Raw genomic sequence first — 19,237 nt, 5'->3', positions numbered from 1 at the left:
AGTGACTGATTAATGGTTATAAGTAAGGAAAGTGCTCACAGTTTACACCTGCCGCTTAGGTGTCACAATCCGCCCACATAATGAGTGCGGTTAATTACGGCATTTTATTATCCTACAGCTGACTTTCCAGCAAGGTGCGTAGCCCGGCTGATTTATTGTTAATTTCTTGCCATTCCTGTTCCGGGTCAGAGCCGGCCACAATACCGGCTCCGGCATACAGATGGACCTGCTGTTCTTCTACCCTGGCAGAACGCAGGGCGACACTAAATTCAGTCTGTTTTGCCGAAAGATAGCCGGCCGAACCGGCATACCAGCCGCGGGAAAAAGGTTCATATTGCGCAATAAACTGTCGCGCGACATTGCGAGGCAAACCGGCGACGGCCGCCGTCGGTTGTAGACGTTGCAGGCAATCGGTATCGCTGGCGCGGGTGAGTTGAGCATGAATGCAGCGGCGCAAGTGCTGCACTTTACGCAAGCGGATGATTTCCGGTGGCATTACATCAACTGCTGCCACCCCGCCCTGCAATCGCTGACAGATATCATCCACCACCAACAAGTTCTCGCGTTGATTCTTTTCATCATGCATCAGCCAATCGGCCAGTTCTGCCGCTTGCTCGGGGGTTTCTGCGCTGGATACCGTGCCCGCCAGAGCCTCAGTCTCCAGATGCAACTGCTGGCGTAGATAGAGACGCTCAGGGCTGGAGCCGAGAAATGCGCGCCGCGCATCAAAACGCAGCATAAAGTGGAAACAGTGGTGATTGACCTGCCGGCTGGCGGCCATAAATGCCCCACTGGAGAGAGGCTTATCCAGCGTCAGTTGGGTGGCACGCGCCAGAACCACTTTCTCCATCTTCTGCTGCTCAATCTCAGCCAACGCGTGCTGAATAAGATGGCGCCACTGCGGATATTCCGGCATATGGCGGGCATGTTGCACCTGAGTATCAAGTGCAGGCAACGGCCTGGCAGCCACCAGTTGGTCGATAAAGCTAATTGCGTGCAGAGCATCTTGCTGTAGGGAGAAGTCGCTGGCCAAATTGAGCGTTAAATAGGTCTGCTCACCCCGACGTAATATTTCAATGCGGGGTAGAAACAGGAAACTGGCCTGCGCCAGTGGCGCGCCATCAGCGGGTTGGTTAACGATCACCGGTTCAAAGGCATTCAAGCCCCAAATACGTAATCCGCTCGCATCCCGATGCTGCTGAATAAAATGATCAGCCGCTTGCATATCATTGAAGAGCCGAGTTTGACCGCAGACCGCAGCCTCTTCATGACCTTCGCGATGGAGCCAGTAAAATTGTGGGAAATGGCATTGGGCGGCCAGCCACTCTAATAGTTGGCTACCGATTCGACCCGGTGCGGGCACGATAATTTGCCGGATACCTGCCTGGTCAGGGAAACCGGCACGTAATTTCTGCCGTAATTCACCCAGCAAACCAGAAAGTTGTTTCACGACCACCTCGGCAAATCAACAGAAAGAGTGGGATTATACGGGGCGTGAATAATAAGAAAAGTCAGATTCAAAAGTTATTGTTAGTTATCACACTAATATTTGATATTGATGGTTTTGTATACTCAATAAGTGTTATCTGGCACTCAGCACAGGTGTCTACTGGCTAGACTCCAATTATGTCGCGTTGCAGCAAAGCGGCAATTGAAAAATAAAGGGGCCGCAGCCCCTGGTAATGGATCCAGTGATCAGCCGTCAATCCTTCAGCGACGGGCGATCAATAGCCCCACGATCAAGCCAGCAGTCGCCCCTATCCCTACGCTGCACCAAGGTTTTTCACGCACATAATCATCGGTGCAACACGCCAGTGCTTTCGCCCGCTTGATATAGCATTCACTGCGGCCATTCAAACGGTTCTGAACCTCCTTTAATGCTTTTTCCGCCCGGGCTTTAATCTCTTGATAGCTTTCATCAGCCGCATCACCCGAGGCGCGCAGCACTTCTTCCAGCGTATCGGTCAACATAGTCAGATCGTCATCCAGCGAGGTTTGCTGTTCTTTATCTCGGTTCATATGCGTTCTCCATGAGTGAAAAAAGGACATCTCATAAGGATAGTCGAAAATAGCCGGCGTAATATTGATTCAAGGTGGAAATGGAGTTTTCAGGATTAATCTGTATGGCAAGTAATATGAGGGGAAAAAGAGTTACTGATGCCCCTTCCCCCTGTTTTATGACTAAAAACGGATACAACAAGCCCCTTGCTCAGCACCGGAAAGTTGTTCGCGCAATGCACCAAACAATTCACGGCCACATCCTACGTGGAAGGCAGCAATATCTGGCAAGTCGGTATGGCGGGCAGCCAGTTCAGCTTGATCCACTAACAGTGAAAGCTCGCCAGTGACACCATCAACACGCACCCGATCGCCATTACGGATTTTCGCCAGCAAACCACCGCAATACGCTTCGGGTGTCACATGGATGGCTGAGGGCACTTTACCTGACGCACCAGACAAGCGGCCATCGGTGACCAGTGCCACCTTAAAGCCACGGTCCAGTAATACACCTAATGGTGGCATCAGTTTATGCAACTCCGGCATACCAATAGCACGCGGCCCCTGATAACGCACCACCACCACGCAATCGCGATCCAGTGCGCCTGCGTCAAATGCCGGACCAACGTCGTGCTGGCTTTCAAACACCACGGCCGGGCCTTCAATGATCTGATGATCACGCGGTACTGCCGAGGTTTTCATCACTGCCCGCCCTAGGTTGCCACTTAAGACTTTGGTGCCGCCATGTGGTGAGAAAGGCATCGCGATACTGGCGATAACAGTTTCATCCAGCGATTGCTGTGCCCCGTCACGCCAACATAATTGCCCCTGATCCAGATAAGGCTCTTGGGTATAGCGCTGCAAGCCAAATCCGGCCACGGTATGGACATCTTCATGGAGTAAACCGCCCTGCAACAGCTCTTTTACCAGCAGCGCTACACCACCGGCCGCCTGAAAGTAGTTGATATCTGCTGGGCCATTGGGATAAATGCGGCATAACTGTGGTATCACTTCCGATAACTCAGAAAAATCATCCCAATCGATGATGATCCCCGCCGCGCGCGCCATCGCCACTAAATGCATGGTGTGGTTAGTCGAACCGCCGGTCGCCAGTAGTGCCACAATGCCATTGACCACCACCTTTTCATCCACCAACTGACCAATGGGTAAATAGCTACCGCTGGTTTCTGTCAGGCGCGTGACCTGACGGGCGGCAGCGGCGGTGAGCGCATCACGTAGCGGCGTATTGGGCTGGATAAAGGAAGAGCCGGGTAAGTGTAACCCCATCACCTCCATCACCATCTGGTTGGAGTTGGCGGTGCCGTAAAAAGTACAGGTACCGGCACTGTGGTAGGAGGCAGCTTCCGCGTCCAATAAAGCCTGTCTATCGACTTTGCCCTCCGCAAACAACTGGCGCACTCGCACTTTTTCTTTATTAGACAGGCCGCTGGCCATCGGCCCGGCGGGGACAAAAACCGCCGGTAAATGACCGAATGACAACGCCGCCATCAACAAACCGGGGACAATTTTGTCACACACCCCAAGATAGAGTGCACCATCAAACATATTATGTGACAGGCCAATCGCCGCAGACATCGCAATTACATCGCGGCTCATCAGCGACAGTTCCATGCCATCCTGCCCTTGCGTCACCCCGTCACACATCGCCGGAACACCGCCCGCCACCTGGCCGACCGCCCCCACAGCATGCAAGGCATCTTTTAGTTGTTGCGGATAATGTTCATACGGCTGATGTGCCGATAGCATGTCGTTATAGGAGGTAATAATCGCGATATCGCTGCGTACCATGTTCTTCAGCGCTATTTTGTCGTCCGGCTGGCAGGCCGCAAAACCGTGCGCCAAATTGCCACAGGCCAGTTGCGAACGGCGAACTGTATTTTCCTTAGCCGCGCTGATACGTTGCAAATAGGCAGTACGGGTGGCTACGGATCGCGCAGTAATACGTTGCGTGACTCGGGTGAGGGTCGCGTTCATCGCCATTCCTTATTCACTCAAGGGCGTTAAAAGTTCAATGCTGCTCAGAGGCAGGCCGATAAAATCTGCCAATACCTGTAACAACAGATTGTGATCATCCAGATGGGGGGCGCCGGATACATTCACACTACCAATCACACCAGCCTGTTGAACCTGTAACGGAAAGCCACCGCCCAAGGCGGCATAATCCCGCAAGCTGACACCATAGCGTGCTTCCAGTGAGGTTTGACGCTGCTGTAACATCAAGCCAGCGGCATAAGAGCTGGTATTAAGTAGCTCTACCACATTGCGCTTACGTCGCAGCCAGTCATGGTTTTCAGCGCTAGTCCCCAACATGGCATAACTAAACAGTGTCTGACGATTTACCGTGATATCGATGGCCAGAGCCACGCCTTGCCGCTCAGCCTGACACTTTATTTTCTCACCCAACCGCCAGGCCGTTTCATGATTGAAATGAGGCAATTGCAGTAGTTGTTGATGCTGCTGACAGCGAGCTAATTGCTGTTGTAGATTCATGAAATTCTCCGGTGATAAATGGCGGGGCATAGTGGTTATCCACCAAAACCCCACCACGGCTTAAGCGCGTTTAGCTTTAGCCAAACCTTTGTCAGCGATGCCCTTCCCCGCCGTGCTAACTTCAACATCACACTCTTTCGGCAGGGTTAAGGTTATCAATCCCGCAATAATCAGGGAGCCTGCCAGCATGCAAACTGCCGCGCTCTGTCCATAGAAGAAAATCATCACGCCTACCAGATACGGGCCACAGAAACCGCCCAGATTGCCTAAGCCATTGATCACCCCGCGTGCGCCACCCGCCACTTCTGGCACCGCGATACGGCCCGGAATTGACCAAAATGGACTGGTTGCGGCTTTGAGGAAGAACCCGCACACCACCAGTGCCAAGTAAGAGACCAGTACGTTGTGGCGGAAAATCACCGACGTCACCAGACCGGCGGCGAAGCAGAACAGGGAAACCATAATCAGCAGCCGGCGCTTACCGGTTCTGTCCGACAAGGCAGAAATGAGGTAGATACCGGCAGTGGTGGCAATAAAGGGTAAAATCGCCAGAATACCGACGGAAGCCATATTACCGCCGGTTAGGTTTTTCAAGATGGTCGGCAGCCATAAGGTATAACCATAATCGCCGGTCTGATAAAAGAAGTTCAGTGCGACCAGTTTCATCAAGCCTTTATTCAGGAATACCGCCTTTAATGGCGCATTGGTCACCGGAGCATCGAGCATCCGTTCAGCCCGTTCCCGCGCCAACTCAGTCACCAGATAATCGCGCTCTCTTGCCGACAACCATTTAGCTTCCTCTGGTCGGTCACTGATAACAAACCACCACATCACCAGCACCACGGCTGACAGTGAACCTTCGAGGAAAAACAGCCAACGCCAGTCCAGAGCATTAATAATGAAACCCGATAGCGGTGCGGTGAACATGCCGCCAATTGGGGCAAACATCATGACAAAAGCATTGGCCCGGCCGATTTCGCGTTCCGGGAACCAGTTACTGACCATAGTCAGCACCACTGGCAGCATGCCGCCTTCTGACACCCCGAGCACAAAGCGCAGGAATAGCAGTTGATAATGATTAGTGACAAAACCGGTCAGAATCGAAACGACGGCCCAAACACAAAGAGAGTAAGCAATAAATTTTCTGCCGCTGCCATGAACCGCAATACGGCCACCCGGTACTTGTAGAAATAAATAACCAATAAAGAAAATACCGCCCGCTAAACCAGCCATTTGACTGGTAATTGCTAGATCACTTTCCATACCACCAGGTAATGCAAAACTAATATTTACCCGGTCCATAAAAGAAATAATACAAGCAATCATTATTGGAACAATAACGCGAAACCAACGGGCATTAGGGATCTTACTGTCCATATAAACACGCCTCATGATAATAGCAGAGTATTACCCGCACCATGAATAATGGTGTAGGGAATGCCGCAAGCAAATAAACAGAAGTTTATTTTCTGGTGTTAATTAAAATTCACTGGCCATTTTTAATATTTAATTAAAAGTAATTATCTATTATTTATAGGTGATCGCCGTAGGGGCTTTTTCACCAGAAAAATGGGCTAATATATTTGAGAAGACAATATCGCTCATTTGAATTCGAGTTTCCGTCGTTGCACTAGCAATGTGTGGCAGCAAGACCACATTATCCATCTCGATCAATGCTGGTGGCACATTAGGCTCATCGGCAAAAACATCTAAGCCCGCACCACCAATATTTTGCTGCTGCAACGCAAGGATTAAATCATCCTGATTCACCATACTGCCCCGGGCAATATTGATCAAAATGGCGTGATTAGGCATCGCAGCAAAAACGGTTTTATTCACCAAACCGGCACTGTCTTTCCCTCCCGAGATTGCGACCACCAGAATATCGCTTTGGCTGGCAAGACTCATAAGATCAGGCATATATTGGTAGGGCAGAGTTTCGTTGTGTGCTTTGTCGGTATAGGCAATTTGCATATCAAACCCCGCCGCTCGGCGAGCAATGGCTTGGCCAATCTGCCCCATACCAAAGACCCCCAGACGCTTGCCGGTAACCTTAGATGATAATGGCAAAGTACTGTGCGGCCACTGTCCGGCACGCAGGAATTTATCAGCCAGACACAGGCGACGAGAAGTCGCAATGATTAGCCCCAGCGCGGTATCAGCAACATCGTCAGTCAGTACACCGGGAGTGGTAGTAACAATAATATTGCGCTCGTGGGTGGTTGCTAAATCCACCGCATCGGTACCGACGCCAAAGATTGAGATTATCTGCACTTCAGGCAACAGTGCCAACACCTCATTGCTGACACCAATATCACCACGGGTCACGATGCCTTTAATATTCTGCCCCTGTTCTGCAAAAAACTCAGCATGATCGGTAACCTGGAAGAGTTTATGAACAGTAAAGGTTTGCTCCAATTTTTCAGTTAAATAGTCCATTACCGGAGCGATGATTAATACGGCTTGTTTGCTGTTTTTCATTACGGGTACCTGATCATGTCAATAAATCATAAAAAACCAGAATGGCGGCAGGTAATCATCGGATGATTTAGCCATTCAGCGAATGTCGTTATAAGACCCGTTTTCAATGTTTTATTTTGTGATATAGGTCACTGTAAATCATGTTAAGAAAACATGTTACCGGTAACGTGATCGACCTATCATTGCCAGTGCTGAATTGTTTCAGCCAGGCAAATGCCGGTTAAGAACTTATAGAATTAACTAAGTAAAATGTTATCGGTTGCCGTTATTTGTTATTGATTGACGGAGGGATAATTTAGCGGCCATTGACCAAAGTGATTCGCAGCCATCATCCAGAACCATGGCTGCTAGCGGTGATAAGAAGATCAGATAGTCCCACCGAGTGAAATGCGGTAATGCAGGTCAACCTGTTCAATTGTAGGGATTTTATTTATTTTCTTAATCAGAATTTCCGCTGCAACTTTACCCATTTCAAACCGTGGGGTGGTAACACTGGCCAGCACCGGGGTGGTTGCCTGGCCGATATCTAAGCCATGGAAACCCGAAATTGCCATTTCAGCCGGTATCGCCATGCCTATTTTCAGACATTCTTGTAACACGCCGACGGCCATATCATCATTAGTACAGAAAATAGCATCAACCTGCGGATACATTTGTCGTGCCAGAGCTAGCATCCCAGCCCCGATCGAGACAGAAGAGACCTTATTAGGAGTGATATGCAATGGCGTAAATCCTGTATCTATCATCGCCTGGCTATATCCCTGATAACGTTTGCGATCTCGTACATCTGACATCGAGCCAAAATAGACAATATTCTGCTTACCACTGGCCAATAGTGTCGCTGTCATATCATAAGCAGCCTGATAATTATTAAAACCAACGGTAATACGGTTGAACTGTGGCTCTAAATCCATCACTTGTGCAACCGGAATTTCGGCTGCATTCAAATACTTATCAGCACGTAAGGTATGTTCTGAATCAGTGAGTATCAGACCTGAGATCTGACAGGACAACAGATTAACGATCTGCTGCTCCTCACGTTCTTTATCATAGTTATAGTTAACCACCAGCGTTTGATAGCCGGTGGCAGCGGTTACCGATTCAATACCCGCCAGCAAGTCAGAGAAAATCTGGTTATTAAAGGAAGGTATCAAGATACCAATACGCGGGATCTTTTGATTGAAACCATTTTCCCCTTCAGAATCAGGAGCATAATTAACCTCCGCCATCACTTGAGCAATACGCTCAGCCGTCTCTGGAGCCACTTTTTCCGGCGTGCGTAAGTAGCGGCTGACAGTCATTTTGGTCACGCCTGCAAGTAACGCGATATCCTGTAACGTAACACGCTGGTTTTTCATGGCAAATACCTGGAACAAGAGTGCGCAATGGGTAATATGATTATGCACTGTTAGCTTGTGTAATGAAAAGCATGTTACTGCTTTAAAATACAATAACAGCCAGGTGACATATTATTAATCTAGTTTATTATCAATAAGTTAAACTGAAACCTTGCAATAAAACAGCAAAAAAACCGGCTAACAGCAGTATTTCCCCTTCATCAAGGGGATATCGCTCACGTATGTGGTAACAGCTTGTTGTAACATGATTTAAAGTGATCTACATCACAGTTTACCCAAGCGGAAAACGGTTTGATATGCACATGTTTTCACCCAGTCATTATTCAATAATATTTATTTTATAATGTCGCTTAATAAGCGCCATTTCCATCAGGAATTTATTATGAAGAATTTATTTTCGTTAGAAAACCGCAAAGTATTAATTACGGGATCTGCTCAAGGCATTGGTTTTTTATTAGCGAAAGGCCTGGCCGAATTTGGTGCAGAGATAATTATTAATGATATTACCGCAGAACGAGCGGAAAAAGCCGTGGCGGAATTACGTGCTAGCGGTTTTATTGCTCATGCTGCCGCCTTTAATGTGACTAATCACGATGCGGTTAATGAAGCCATTGAACAAATAGAAAGTAGCATCGGTGCTATAGATATTTTAATTAATAATGCCGGCATTCAGCGCCGCCATGCCTTTACTGAATTCCCAGAAAAAGATTGGGATGACGTGATTGCGGTCAACCAGAAGTCCGTATTCTTGGTTTCACAGGCCGTATCCCGCTATATGGTTAAACGTCAACGCGGCAAAATTATCAATATTTGCTCGATGCAAAGCGAATTAGGCCGCGACACTATTACCCCCTATGCCGCCTCTAAAGGTGCGGTAAAAATGCTAACTCGTGGTATGTGTGTTGAGCTGGCTCGCTATAATATTCAGGTCAATGGTATCGCACCTGGCTATTTCAAAACGGATATGACAAAAGCGTTGGTAGATGATAAAGCCTTTACTGATTGGTTATGTAAACGGACACCGGCTGCTCGCTGGGGAGACCCGGAAGAGTTGATTGGTGCTGCGGTTTATCTCTCCTCCAAAGCCTCTGATTTCGTGAATGGTCATCTGTTGTTTGTTGATGGCGGGATGTTAGTTGCAGTTTAACCTTCGCTTGAAGTGATTGGGAGATTAGCGACCTTCGTTATTCGTCCCATCAATAACGTTGGTTAATGCTTCAATTGACTGGGAACAGAGGAACATTATGTCTGGGAAATGCATTATTGTTATGGGCGTATCCGGCACGGGGAAATCCTGCGTCGGTCAAGCGCTGGCACAAGCGCTTAACGCCAAGTTTATTGATGGTGATGACCTACACCCGCGCGCCAACATCCAAAAAATGGCCTCAGGTCAGCCGCTAAATGATGTTGATCGTGCCCCTTGGTTAGAACGGTTAAGTGATGTGGCCTATAGCCTGCAACAGAAAAATGAAGTCGGTTTTTTAGTCTGTTCGGCGCTGAAAAAGCAGTATCGCGATCGTTTGCGTGCCGGCAATCAAGGGATACGTTTTCTGTGGCTGAGCGGTGATTACGATTTGGTGCTACACAGAATGCAGCAGCGCGCTGGGCATTTTATGCCTGAAAGCCTGTTGCAAAGCCAATTCGCAACCCTGGAAGTACCGGGTATCAGTGAACCGGATGTTATCCAGATAGATATTTCGCCCGACGTCGCCGGTGTGGTTAAGCACTGTATTGCCGCGCTGGAGCATGAAAATAGCGTGAGTCATTGCGCCTAAACGCGCGGGCCACATAAGCATATAGGAAGAGTTATGATACTTGATGAACTGAAAAGCGCGGCGAATAATCCAATCTATCCAGATGTTATCCGCCGCACCCTAGCGGCTATCTGCAAAATGGATTTGGTTAACCTGCCAGCGGGCGAGCAAGAAATCGAAGGGCGTGAGATTTACTTAAATCATATTATCGCCGCGACCAAGCCACTATATGAACAAGCCCCTGAATTACACCGTTACTATATTGATATTCATATTTTGCTGGAAGGTAGTGAAGTGATTGGTGCGTCGCCATCCACACAGGGCCAGCGCCCGACGATGGATTTTGATAGCGAGCGGGATTATGGGTTGTTTGAAGGTATTACTACCGAAACCTTGTTAACACTGGCGCCGGGTGATATTGCCCTGCTGTTCCCCGGCGAGTTACATCGCCCGATGGGAACATTAGGTGACATCGCACCGATTCGTAAGATCGTGGTTAAAGTGGCGAATCATCTTATCTGATTCGGTATTATTTCGGTTGATAGATACCGGAGCAGGTTTCGGGGGATATTCGTTCAGATTATCGGTTCGATTGATAGATACCGGATCAGGTTTCGGTTGATAGTCGTCCAGATTTTCGGTTCGGTTGACATGAGATCGGTGTTCACTTGACCTCCTGCGCCTCAACCGCCAAAGGGGTTACAAGCGCGTAACCCCCTTGGAACCCCTGCGCTAGCGCACGTATCGCTTGCCCACTTCGCGGGTCCCCTCACTCATCATTTCGCTGGCGGGACGGCTTTACGCGGGTCCCTCCGCGTGACGCCTAAATCCGCCGTCCATGGCGGATTTCCCTTGCTACACTCTTCACTCGGCAGCTCAAATGTGCTTTAAACGTCAAAACCTAAAAGCAAGGTTTTGATTTTGACCTTGAGCGCAATCAGGAATATTACCGACAAAGACGATGGCCCGAGTGAGCCGCCATGGACAAATCTGCCGGGAGCAGATTTGAACGCTGCTTGCAGTGGCCCCGAAGGGGTGAGTCCCAAGGACGGGACGAATACCTCGGCGAAAAGCGCGCTTGAGCAGGAGCGAATCGCGCTGGCTCGATAAGGCCAACGACTGCCGGAGGGCACTGCGAATAGCAGTAATATTTCGCGCAAGCCGCAGGTGCAGGAGGGCCGGCTAGCCCTCCTGCTCGGTTGAGGCGATAGAGGTAAGGTGATAACTGAACGACTATCAACCGAAACCTGATCCGGTATCTATCAACCGAACCGATAACCTGAACGACTATCAACCGAACCGGATCATCTAATCAATATCAACCGGCGCTCCCAAGGAGCGCCTCCCTTGACCCCGCCGCGCCGCCAACCACAACCCGCTGTTCTTCATAGCGTAGCCAAATACCACCCCGACTAACAATGAAGCAACCACCAGCTTCCAATTACCATTACCGGCAAAAGTAGCGCAAGCGCCGATAAAAGTACCTGGAACAAATGATAACCACTGCTGGCAGGCCTGGATGCACATCAAAAACGCCACAAGCCCTGTTAAAACATACCCAAGGATGGTCCATTCCGGTTGCAAGGCACTGCCCTGGATAATCATCATCGCCCAGAACACCCCGCTCAGGCAGGTTAACAGCGTAATCAGTAATCCTTTTAAACCACCTTGTGGGCAAGCGAAATAGGCGGTACAGCCAAGGAAACCAGCCCAACTGATTAGCCCTAAACTGACCGCTACCCAGCCCCAGACACCCGAGAGAATGCCGGTGGTAATGGCAATCATCAGAATAATGTTCATCAGTGTTACCTGCGCGAAAGTATCAAAGCAATATCGATTGAGTGAAAGTCGAGCAGTTTACCTGAATTGATGAGCAATATTCCGTATTTTTGTCACAAAAATATAAATATTGTTGTTATCATTACATTTGTAATGAGATAAAAGTCACATAATAAACACTATGCATAATTTGGAAGCGCGATACACGCGCGTTTATTAAAAATTTGCTTATCACCATTTGCTGTCCATTCGCTAAAATAACCCTTTTCATTAGCATATGGTGTTATTTGTGTTTGGAAATTAAAAATATTGAAAAGCAGTCTATTAGTAAGTACCTCAGGGTCGCAATCTAAAAAAGACACTCCGTTTTTTATAGATTGATAGTACTGAATGACTCTCTCTGAGATAACCGCATTAATATCAGCCTGCCCATGATTATCTTTAATACAAAACTTCAGCGCTTTAGTTAGCGGGTTTCTATTTACCCAATTATCAATATTGATATCATCTATTTTTAAGTCAGATGCTGTGCCAATGAAATGATTAATGATGACTTTATTGAGCAATTCGCCAGCTTTAATATAAATATCACTGCCTTCATCTATTTTTTTCTGCAAAATATTCAAAGAGTTAATCGCAGAAATGTTAACCTTGTCGATTAAGTCAACATAAGGGTTTCTCATATATGTATCATTTTTATTTGTAATTAAATATGCATTTTCTATCATCGCCATATTGAATTTTTCATCTCCCTTCGCCCTATCAAGCAAGAAGTTGATTGTTTCTTTATCTTTAAAAAAACCGGCCGTTGGAACTATTTCATCTGATAGCGATAAAAAATCATCCACAGAATCATATTTTGTATAAGAGTTATTATCATTAATTGATGGAGGTGAAGGTATACAGCACAACATAAATATCCTTAAGAATAGAGTGAAATAATCACTGATAAAGATATCTCAAAAAAATGTGTTCACCGCTCCATGTTTTACCCCACCCCCACCTTAAATAACATTAATTTCAGCACCGGGTAAAAAACAAAACCCCCTGCGCGTTTCGGCTAACAGGGGGTTTGGGAACAGGCTTAACAATCAATTACATCAGTGGCTGAGCCATCTGAACCAGCGAGATCAACGGCTGCGGGTAAATACCCAGGAACAGCACCAAAATCGCAGAAATCAGCACCACCACACCGCCAGCAGTCAATGCCCAGTTGCTTGGTGTGTCACGCACCAGTGTTTCCGGCGCGCTGAGGAACAGGCTCACCGTCACACGCAGATAGTAGTACAGGCCGATGGCACTGCCTAAGACCACCGCACCGGTCAACCACCACAGGTTGGCGCTGACACCCATTGCGACCACAAAGAACTTACCGATAAAGCCCAACGTCATTGGGATACCGGCCAGTGATAGCATCATTACGGTCATCACCGCCGACAGAATCGGTTTATGCCAGAACAGACCACGATAAGAGAACAGCGATTCTGCATCCGGGCCTTTATACGGGCTAGACATCAAGCTAACCACACCGAACGCACCCAAGCTGCTGAACAGGTAACCGGCCAGATAAACACCGACGGTTTCCAGTGCCAACTGATGGGTCTGCACCGCCACCAGCGCAATCAGCAAGTAGCCAAGGTGCGCGATAGAAGAGTAACCCAGCAGACGCTTGATGTTGGTCTGGCTGATAGCCATTAAGTTACCGAACAGTATTGATGCCACCGCAATCAAGGAGAGCACCAAACGCACCGCTTCACTGTCGGCGGCCGGCGCGTACAGGAACAAGCGCATGACTACCGCAAAGATGGCAATCTTACTGGCGGTCGCCAGGAAGGTAGATACCGGAGCGGGAGCACCCTGATACACATCCGGCGTCCACAGTTGGAACGGCACCAGCGACAACTTAAAGCCAAGACCAACAATCATCATCCCGAGGCCCGCCAGAATCAACGGCTGGTGGATAGCGGAGTCACTTAGGCTCTTGCCCAGACCGGCGAAAGACAAACTGCCAGACTCAGCATACAGCAGCGCCATCCCGAACAGCAGGAATGACGATGCTGCCGCAGACAGCAGCATGTATTTGATACTAGCTTCCAGTGAACGCTTCTGGCGATAGGCATAACCAATCAGGCCAAACAGCGGCAGGGAGATAAGCTCAATACCCAGGAACAGCGACGCCAGATGGTTGGCACTGGCTAACAGAATGCCGCCCATGGTGGCAATCAGCACCAACAGGTAGAACTCTTCGCGGTTATCTGGATAGCCATTCAACCAAGGATAAGCAAAGGTGCTGGTTGCCAGGCTGGCAACAATCACCAGCCCGGTATAGAACATCGCATAGCCGTCAATCCGCATCAGCGGCGTGACATCCATCGGCCCGACCTGGCCGACAAAATAGAGTGACAGCAGCGCCAGGTTAAGCCCGATGACCGTCAGGGTGGCGTTAATAAAGTGATCGCGTCGCCACGCAATGGAGAGCATCACAACCACCACCGTCAATCCGACGATCAACAGCGGTAGCATTGCGATCAGTTGTTGAGGAGTTATTGTCATGGCGAATTACGGCCTTGTAGTTGTAATAGATGAAGCATTGAACCACTGCTGTACATTACTCATCGCAGCATGGGAGGTATCAAGAATCGGCTGCGGGTAAACCCCCAGCAACACTAATAACACCACTAACAGCAGGATGATGGACAGTTCCCTTGCGCTCATGCCCGGTAACGCTTCTTGTGATTTTGGCGCACCATAATAAGCACGCTGCATCATGATAAGCGAATAAACCGAAGCAAAGACCAGACCAAAGGTAGAGATCACGGTAATCACCGGAACCACCTGGAAGCTGCCAAACAGGATCATAAACTCGCCGACGAAGTTACCGGTGCCCGGCATCCCCAGTGTCGCTACCGCGAAGAACAGCGATAGTGCAGGCAAGTATTTGATTCGGCCCCACAGGCCGCCCATCTGACGCATGTCACGGGTATGCAGGCGCTCATACAACTGACCACAGATGATGAACATACCGGCGGCAGACAAGCCGTGGGCAATCATCTGGATAACCGCACCTTGATAAGCCAGTTGGCTGCCGGTATAGATGGCAATCAATACAAAGCCCATGTGCGACACGCTGGTATAAGCAATCAGGCGTTTGATATCAGTCTGGCAGAAGGCCATCCACGCACCGTAGAAGATACCGATGACACCTAACCACATGGCGATAGGTGCAAACTCATGAGAGGCGTTCGGGAACAGCGGCAGACTAAAGCGCAGCAAACCGTAAGCTGCGGTTTTCAGCAAAATCCCCGCCAGGTCGACAGAACCTGCAGTTGGCGCCTGACTGTGTGCATCTGGCAACCAACCGTGCAGTGGCACAACCGGCATTTTTACCGCAAAGGCGATAAAGAAGCCCAGCATCAGCAGATATTCCACATTGTGGGACATCGGCGTCTTCAACAGATCTTCGTAGTTGAAGGTCCAGATACCGGTGGCGTTGTAGTGCACAAACACCAGCCCCAAAATGGCAATCAGCATGATAAGGCCGCTGGCCTGGGTATAGATGAAGAACTTGGTTGCCGCCGCGATACGGGTTTTACCGTCTGATGCTTTGTGACCCCACAAGGCAATCAAGAAGTACATCGGCACCAACATCATTTCCCAGAAGAAGAAGAACAGGAACATGTCGATAGCGAGGAACACGCCGATAACCCCACCCAGAATCCACAACAGATTCAGGTAGAAGAAGCCCTGATTGCGCTGAATTTCACGCCACGAACAGAGGATAGCCAGCACACCTAGCAGGCCGGTTAGCACCACCATCAGCAGTGATAACCCATCCAGCGCCAGATGGAATTCAATACCAAACCGTGGGATCCACGGCAAGATGAACTCTGATTGCCACTGCGGGATACCCGCTGGGTTAACCAGTGAATAGTTGCCCTGCCCCCACAACAGCAAGGAGAGCACTAATGTCAGCCCCATCGCGAATAGCGCTATCCAACGCGGTACCTTAGTACCGAAGCGCTCACACTGCCAAGACAGCAGGCCGCCGATAAAGGGGAGAAGAATTAGCCAAGGTAATAGCATGGCGTTTTGTGTCCCTAATTAAACGAAAAGCAACAGAGCCAGTACGACGACTGCACCCAAACCCATAGACGCGACATACCAACGCACCTGTCCATTTTCACTGAGCGTCAAACCGCGATTACTCCAGCGCGAAAGTATCGCCGGGGTATTCATCAGTGAGTTCAGCGGATCACGCTGCAATAGCCTTGCAATCCACAAATACGGGCGGACAAACACATTGTGGTACAGCCAGTCGAAGCCCCACGCATGGAACCACCAGACCGTAAAGAAGCGGCCCGGCGCACTTTGCGCGATGCTGTTGACCAACTGACGCTTGCCCAGATAGAGTGCCGCAGCCAGTGCAATCCCGATAACCACTAACACGCCGGAGAAGATTTCCAGTGGCATTTTACCCTCTTCACCGAAGTGAAGCTCTGGCAACACACCCGCCAGCGGTGGTGTTATCAGCGCGCCGACGAAAGTCGACAGCACCAGCAACACAATCAGCGGCAGGCTGTGAGCTACCCCTTTAACCGGATGCGCTTTGGTTTTTGGCTCGCCGTGGAACACAATGAAAATCATACGGAAGGTATACAGCGCGGTGAGGAATGCCCCAACCAGCCCGGCGACCATCAGATTGATATGGCCACTGGCCAATGCACCCCACAGAATTTCGTCTTTACTGTAGAAGCCTGCGGTAACCACTGGCAGTGCAGCCAATGCCGCGCCACCTACCAGGAAGCAGATATAAACCAATGGGATCGTCTTGCGCAGACCACCCATTTTGAAAATATTCTGCTCGTGGTGACAGGCCAGAATCACTGAACCCGAAGAGAGGAACAGTAACGCTTTAAAGAAGGCATGGGTCATCAGGTGGAAGATAGCCGCATCCCACGCCTGAACGCCCAGCGCCAGGAACATGTAGCCAATCTGGCTCATGGTGGAATAAGCCAGCACCCGCTTGATGTCGGTTTGTACCAGCGCGGCAAAGCCTGCCAGCACTAGGGTTACCGCGCCGATAATACCCACTAAATGCAGCACTTCAGGCGCCATCAGGAACAAGCCGTGGGTACGCGCAATCAGGTAGACACCTGCAGTCACCATGGTTGCCGCATGGATAAGCGCGGAGACCGGGGTTGGGCCTGCCATTGCATCGGCCAACCAGGTTTGTAACGGCAACTGTGCCGATTTACCCACCGCACCACCGAGCAACATCAGCGTCGCCCAGGTAATGGCAGTAGAGCCCATTTCCAGTTTCTGCGGTGCCAATACCATCAGCTCGCGAATATTCAGCGTACCCAGTTCTTGATAAAGGATGAACAGGGCAATGGCGAGGAATACGTCACCAACGCGAGTCACGATAAAGGCTTTCATCGCCGCCGCGCCGTTGGCAGGATTGGTGTAGTAGAAACCGATCAGCAGGTAACTGCACAGACCCACCCCTTCCCAACCCAGATACATCAGCATCAGGTTATCTGCCAACACCAAAATCACCATGCTGGCGATAAACAAGTTGGTGTAGGCGAAGAAACGAGAATAACCCTCCTCCCCACGCATATACCAAGAGGCATACATATGAATCAGGAAACCCACGCCGGTGACCACAGACAACATGGTCAGCGACAGGCCATCCAGTGTCAGGGTCAACGGAATGTTGAAGGTGCCAACCGACATCCAGTTCCACAACGTCTGGTTAAAGACTTGGACACCGGTGGCCTTTTGGCTAAGAAAATCCACTGCAACATACAGTGTGACCAACGCCGTCAGGCCAATCGATCCCACCCCGACCGTGGCTGAGGTATTTTCAGACCAGCGCCCACGGGAGAATGCCAACAGCAAGAAGCCCAGCAGTGGCAGCAGAATTGTTAAATATAATAGGTTCATCCGCGCATCTCACTGACTGTATCGATATTCAGAGTATGACGGCGACGATATAGCTGTAACAGCAATGCCAAGCCAATACTGGCCTCCGCTGCTGCCAGCGTGATCGCCAGGATATACATCACCTGACCGTCAGCCTGACCCCAATAACTGCCCGCCACAACAAAGGCGAGCGCCGCTGCGTTGATCATCACTTCAAGGCTTATCAGCATAAACAACAGATTGCGACGAATCAGCAACCCCGTCAGCCCTAGCACAAACAGTATGGCCGCCAGAATCAGGCCATGTTGTAGAGGGATCATGCTTGTTCCTCCGTTTTTCTTTTCGCGCTGTCGCTCGCGCCCATCACGTCACCCGGCTTATGTTCACGCCCGATATGGAAGGCAACCACCAGACCGGCCAGCAACAACATTGACGCCAGTTCAACTGCCAGCACATAAGGACCAAACAGGCTGATACCCACAGCTTTGGCATCGACCATTTCACCGCTAATACCGGAATCAGTCACTGAACTGATGGCATAAATCAGTACCGACAGCAGCACCAGTGCTAGCAAGCCGGGGCCAATCCACAAACTCGGTTTCAGCCAGTCGCGCTCTTGTTGTTCGACGTTGCCCAAGTTCAGCATCATCACCACGAACACGAACAGCACCATAATGGCCCCGGCGTAGACGATGATTTCCAGCGCACCGGCGAAATAAGCACCCAGCGAGAAAAACACCGCCGAGATAGCCAGTAAAGAGATAATTAGGTACAGCAGCGCATGTACCGGGTTGGTGTGAGTGATGACGCGAATAGTCGCCACCACTGCCACCAATGCTGCAATATAAAATGCAAATTCCATGGAAAGCGGCTCCTAAGGCATCAGACCTTTAACGTCAATCGGTTTGGCTTCGTTTTCGGCTTCGCCTTTCTGCTTGCCGTCTACTGCCATACCGGACATCCGGTAGAAGTTATATTCAGGATATTTACCCGGGCCGGAGATCAACAAGTCTTCTTTCTCATACACCAGATCCTGACGCTTAAATTCACCCATTTCGAAATCCGGTGTTAGCTGGATAGCAGTTGTTGGGCAAGCCTCTTCACACAAACCACAGAAAATGCAGCGGGAGAAGTTGATACGGAAGAACTCAGGATACCAGCGGCCATCTTTGTGCTCAGCTTTCTGTAATGAGATACAGCCAACCGGACAAGCAACAGCACACAGATTACAAGCAACGCAGCGCTCTTCACCGTCAGGGTCACGCGTTAACACGATACGACCACGGTAGCGCGGCGGCAGGTAAACCGGCTCTTCAGGATACATTTGGGTTTCACGCTTGTGGAAGGCATGAAGGCCAATCATCCACAGGCTGCGCACTTGGGTGCCGAAACCAACCACTAACTCTTTCAACGTCATGGTTCATTCACCCC

18 protein-coding genes are annotated in these 19,237 nt (G+C 49.7%); 3 read left to right on the top strand and 15 right to left on the bottom strand.

The window, feature by feature from the left end:
- Positions 1-112: 112 nt before the first annotated feature.
- The 7 genes from menF to V1953_RS06745 form a co-directional block, all read right to left on the bottom strand.
- On the bottom strand, positions 113-1,450 hold the full coding sequence (menF, locus tag V1953_RS06775; protein WP_083158275.1) for an isochorismate synthase MenF: 1,338 nt from the start codon (positions 1,448-1,450) through the stop codon (positions 113-115).
- Between the two features lie 260 nt (positions 1,451-1,710).
- Positions 1,711-2,019 carry a DUF883 domain-containing protein gene (locus tag V1953_RS06770; RefSeq protein ID WP_083158274.1) on the bottom strand — a complete coding sequence of 103 codons (309 nt, stop codon included), beginning with the start codon at positions 2,017-2,019 and terminating at the stop codon, positions 1,711-1,713.
- A 162-nt stretch (positions 2,020-2,181) separates the two neighbouring features.
- Entirely contained in the window at positions 2,182-3,993 is a 1,812-nt protein-coding gene (gene edd, locus V1953_RS06765; protein ID WP_372569374.1) for a phosphogluconate dehydratase, read from the bottom strand.
- Positions 3,994-4,002: 9 nt separating this feature from the next.
- Complete coding sequence (locus tag V1953_RS06760; RefSeq protein WP_083158272.1) at positions 4,003-4,509, bottom strand: heme-degrading domain-containing protein; 507 nt, start codon at positions 4,507-4,509, stop codon at positions 4,003-4,005.
- Between the two features lie 60 nt (positions 4,510-4,569).
- Positions 4,570-5,886: an MFS transporter gene (locus V1953_RS06755; RefSeq protein WP_372559461.1), complete on the bottom strand. Its 1,317-nt coding sequence runs from the start codon at positions 5,884-5,886 to the stop codon at positions 4,570-4,572.
- Positions 5,887-6,036: 150 nt separating this feature from the next.
- The gene (locus V1953_RS06750) at positions 6,037-6,990 is read right to left on the bottom strand and encodes a 2-hydroxyacid dehydrogenase (protein ID WP_083158270.1); all 954 of its coding nucleotides are present in this window, start codon (positions 6,988-6,990) and stop codon (positions 6,037-6,039) included.
- A gap of 365 nt (positions 6,991-7,355) precedes the next feature.
- Positions 7,356-8,348 carry a substrate-binding domain-containing protein gene (locus tag V1953_RS06745; RefSeq protein ID WP_442850773.1) on the bottom strand — a complete coding sequence of 331 codons (993 nt, stop codon included), beginning with the start codon at positions 8,346-8,348 and terminating at the stop codon, positions 7,356-7,358.
- Positions 8,349-8,730: 382 nt separating this feature from the next.
- Between V1953_RS06745 and idnO the strand changes: the two genes are divergently transcribed.
- The 3 genes from idnO to V1953_RS06730 all read left to right on the top strand — a co-directional run bounded on the left by idnO (position 8,731) and on the right by V1953_RS06730 (position 10,624).
- Positions 8,731-9,495 carry a gluconate 5-dehydrogenase gene (idnO, locus tag V1953_RS06740; RefSeq protein WP_083158268.1) on the top strand — a complete coding sequence of 255 codons (765 nt, stop codon included), beginning with the start codon at positions 8,731-8,733 and terminating at the stop codon, positions 9,493-9,495.
- Between the two features lie 97 nt (positions 9,496-9,592).
- The gene (locus V1953_RS06735) at positions 9,593-10,123 is read left to right on the top strand and encodes a gluconokinase (RefSeq protein WP_372569375.1); all 531 of its coding nucleotides are present in this window, start codon (positions 9,593-9,595) and stop codon (positions 10,121-10,123) included.
- Positions 10,124-10,156: 33 nt separating this feature from the next.
- A complete protein-coding gene (locus V1953_RS06730) occupies positions 10,157-10,624 on the top strand; it encodes a YhcH/YjgK/YiaL family protein (protein ID WP_083158266.1) in 468 nt (155 codons plus the stop codon).
- 786 nt (positions 10,625-11,410) lie between these two features.
- Here the strand turns inward: V1953_RS06730 and V1953_RS06725 are convergent.
- The 8 genes from V1953_RS06725 to nuoI form a co-directional block, all read right to left on the bottom strand.
- Positions 11,411-11,902, bottom strand: a complete 492-nt coding sequence (locus tag V1953_RS06725) for a DUF1097 domain-containing protein (protein ID WP_083158265.1) — start codon at positions 11,900-11,902, stop codon at positions 11,411-11,413.
- Between the two features lie 158 nt (positions 11,903-12,060).
- A complete protein-coding gene (locus tag V1953_RS06720) occupies positions 12,061-12,795 on the bottom strand; it encodes a hypothetical protein (protein ID WP_442847680.1) in 735 nt (244 codons plus the stop codon).
- 181 nt (positions 12,796-12,976) lie between these two features.
- Entirely contained in the window at positions 12,977-14,434 is a 1,458-nt protein-coding gene (gene nuoN, locus V1953_RS06715) for an NADH-quinone oxidoreductase subunit NuoN (protein WP_083158263.1), read from the bottom strand.
- Between the two features lie 6 nt (positions 14,435-14,440).
- Positions 14,441-15,964, bottom strand: coding sequence for an NADH-quinone oxidoreductase subunit M (nuoM, locus tag V1953_RS06710; protein ID WP_083158262.1), 1,524 nt, complete (start codon positions 15,962-15,964; stop codon positions 14,441-14,443).
- A gap of 18 nt (positions 15,965-15,982) precedes the next feature.
- On the bottom strand, positions 15,983-17,827 hold the full coding sequence (gene nuoL / locus V1953_RS06705; RefSeq protein ID WP_083158261.1) for an NADH-quinone oxidoreductase subunit L: 1,845 nt from the start codon (positions 17,825-17,827) through the stop codon (positions 15,983-15,985).
- Positions 17,824-18,126 (bottom strand): NADH-quinone oxidoreductase subunit NuoK, encoded by a 303-nt coding sequence (gene nuoK, locus V1953_RS06700; RefSeq protein WP_032815102.1) that lies wholly within the window; start codon positions 18,124-18,126, stop codon positions 17,824-17,826. The genes nuoL and nuoK overlap by 4 nt, the downstream gene beginning before the upstream one ends.
- Positions 18,123-18,668 (bottom strand): NADH-quinone oxidoreductase subunit J, encoded by a 546-nt coding sequence (gene nuoJ / locus V1953_RS06695; protein ID WP_083158260.1) that lies wholly within the window; start codon positions 18,666-18,668, stop codon positions 18,123-18,125. Before nuoJ ends, nuoK begins: the two co-directional genes overlap by 4 nt.
- 12 nt (positions 18,669-18,680) lie before the next feature.
- The gene (gene nuoI / locus V1953_RS06690) at positions 18,681-19,223 is read right to left on the bottom strand and encodes an NADH-quinone oxidoreductase subunit NuoI (RefSeq protein ID WP_005191305.1); all 543 of its coding nucleotides are present in this window, start codon (positions 19,221-19,223) and stop codon (positions 18,681-18,683) included.
- Positions 19,224-19,237: the final 14 nt, after the last annotated feature.

Source organism: Yersinia sp. 2541 StPb PI, assembly GCF_052217145.1.
In the GTDB taxonomy this organism is placed as follows: domain Bacteria; phylum Pseudomonadota; class Gammaproteobacteria; order Enterobacterales; family Enterobacteriaceae; genus Yersinia; species Yersinia enterocolitica_E.
This window is presented reverse-complemented; position numbering and strand designations above follow the sequence as displayed.

Bases quoted from the DNA above. Each gene is read 5' to 3' on its own strand.
- V1953_RS06770 (WP_083158274.1), bottom strand. From the start codon at position 2,019: ATGAACCGAGATAAAGAACAGCAAACCTCGCTGGATGACGATCTGACT.
- edd (WP_372569374.1), bottom strand. From the start codon at position 3,993: ATGAACGCGACCCTCACCCGAGTCACGCAACGTATTACTGCGCGATCC.
- V1953_RS06760 (WP_083158272.1), bottom strand. From the start codon at position 4,509: ATGAATCTACAACAGCAATTAGCTCGCTGTCAGCAGCATCAACAACTA.
- V1953_RS06755 (WP_372559461.1), bottom strand. From the start codon at position 5,886: ATGGACAGTAAGATCCCTAATGCCCGTTGGTTTCGCGTTATTGTTCCA.
- V1953_RS06750 (WP_083158270.1), bottom strand. From the start codon at position 6,990: ATGAAAAACAGCAAACAAGCCGTATTAATCATCGCTCCGGTAATGGAC.
- V1953_RS06745 (WP_442850773.1), bottom strand. From the start codon at position 8,348: ATGAAAAACCAGCGTGTTACGTTACAGGATATCGCGTTACTTGCAGGC.
- idnO (WP_083158268.1), top strand. From the start codon at position 8,731: ATGAAGAATTTATTTTCGTTAGAAAACCGCAAAGTATTAATTACGGGA.
- V1953_RS06735 (WP_372569375.1), top strand. From the start codon at position 9,593: ATGTCTGGGAAATGCATTATTGTTATGGGCGTATCCGGCACGGGGAAA.
- V1953_RS06730 (WP_083158266.1), top strand. From the start codon at position 10,157: ATGATACTTGATGAACTGAAAAGCGCGGCGAATAATCCAATCTATCCA.
- V1953_RS06725 (WP_083158265.1), bottom strand. From the start codon at position 11,902: ATGAACATTATTCTGATGATTGCCATTACCACCGGCATTCTCTCGGGT.
- V1953_RS06720 (WP_442847680.1), bottom strand. From the start codon at position 12,795: ATGTTGTGCTGTATACCTTCACCTCCATCAATTAATGATAATAACTCT.
- nuoN (WP_083158263.1), bottom strand. From the start codon at position 14,434: ATGACAATAACTCCTCAACAACTGATCGCAATGCTACCGCTGTTGATC.
- nuoM (WP_083158262.1), bottom strand. From the start codon at position 15,964: ATGCTATTACCTTGGCTAATTCTTCTCCCCTTTATCGGCGGCCTGCTG.
- nuoL (WP_083158261.1), bottom strand. From the start codon at position 17,827: ATGAACCTATTATATTTAACAATTCTGCTGCCACTGCTGGGCTTCTTG.
- nuoK (WP_032815102.1), bottom strand. From the start codon at position 18,126: ATGATCCCTCTACAACATGGCCTGATTCTGGCGGCCATACTGTTTGTG.
- nuoJ (WP_083158260.1), bottom strand. From the start codon at position 18,668: ATGGAATTTGCATTTTATATTGCAGCATTGGTGGCAGTGGTGGCGACT.
- nuoI (WP_005191305.1), bottom strand. From the start codon at position 19,223: ATGACGTTGAAAGAGTTAGTGGTTGGTTTCGGCACCCAAGTGCGCAGC.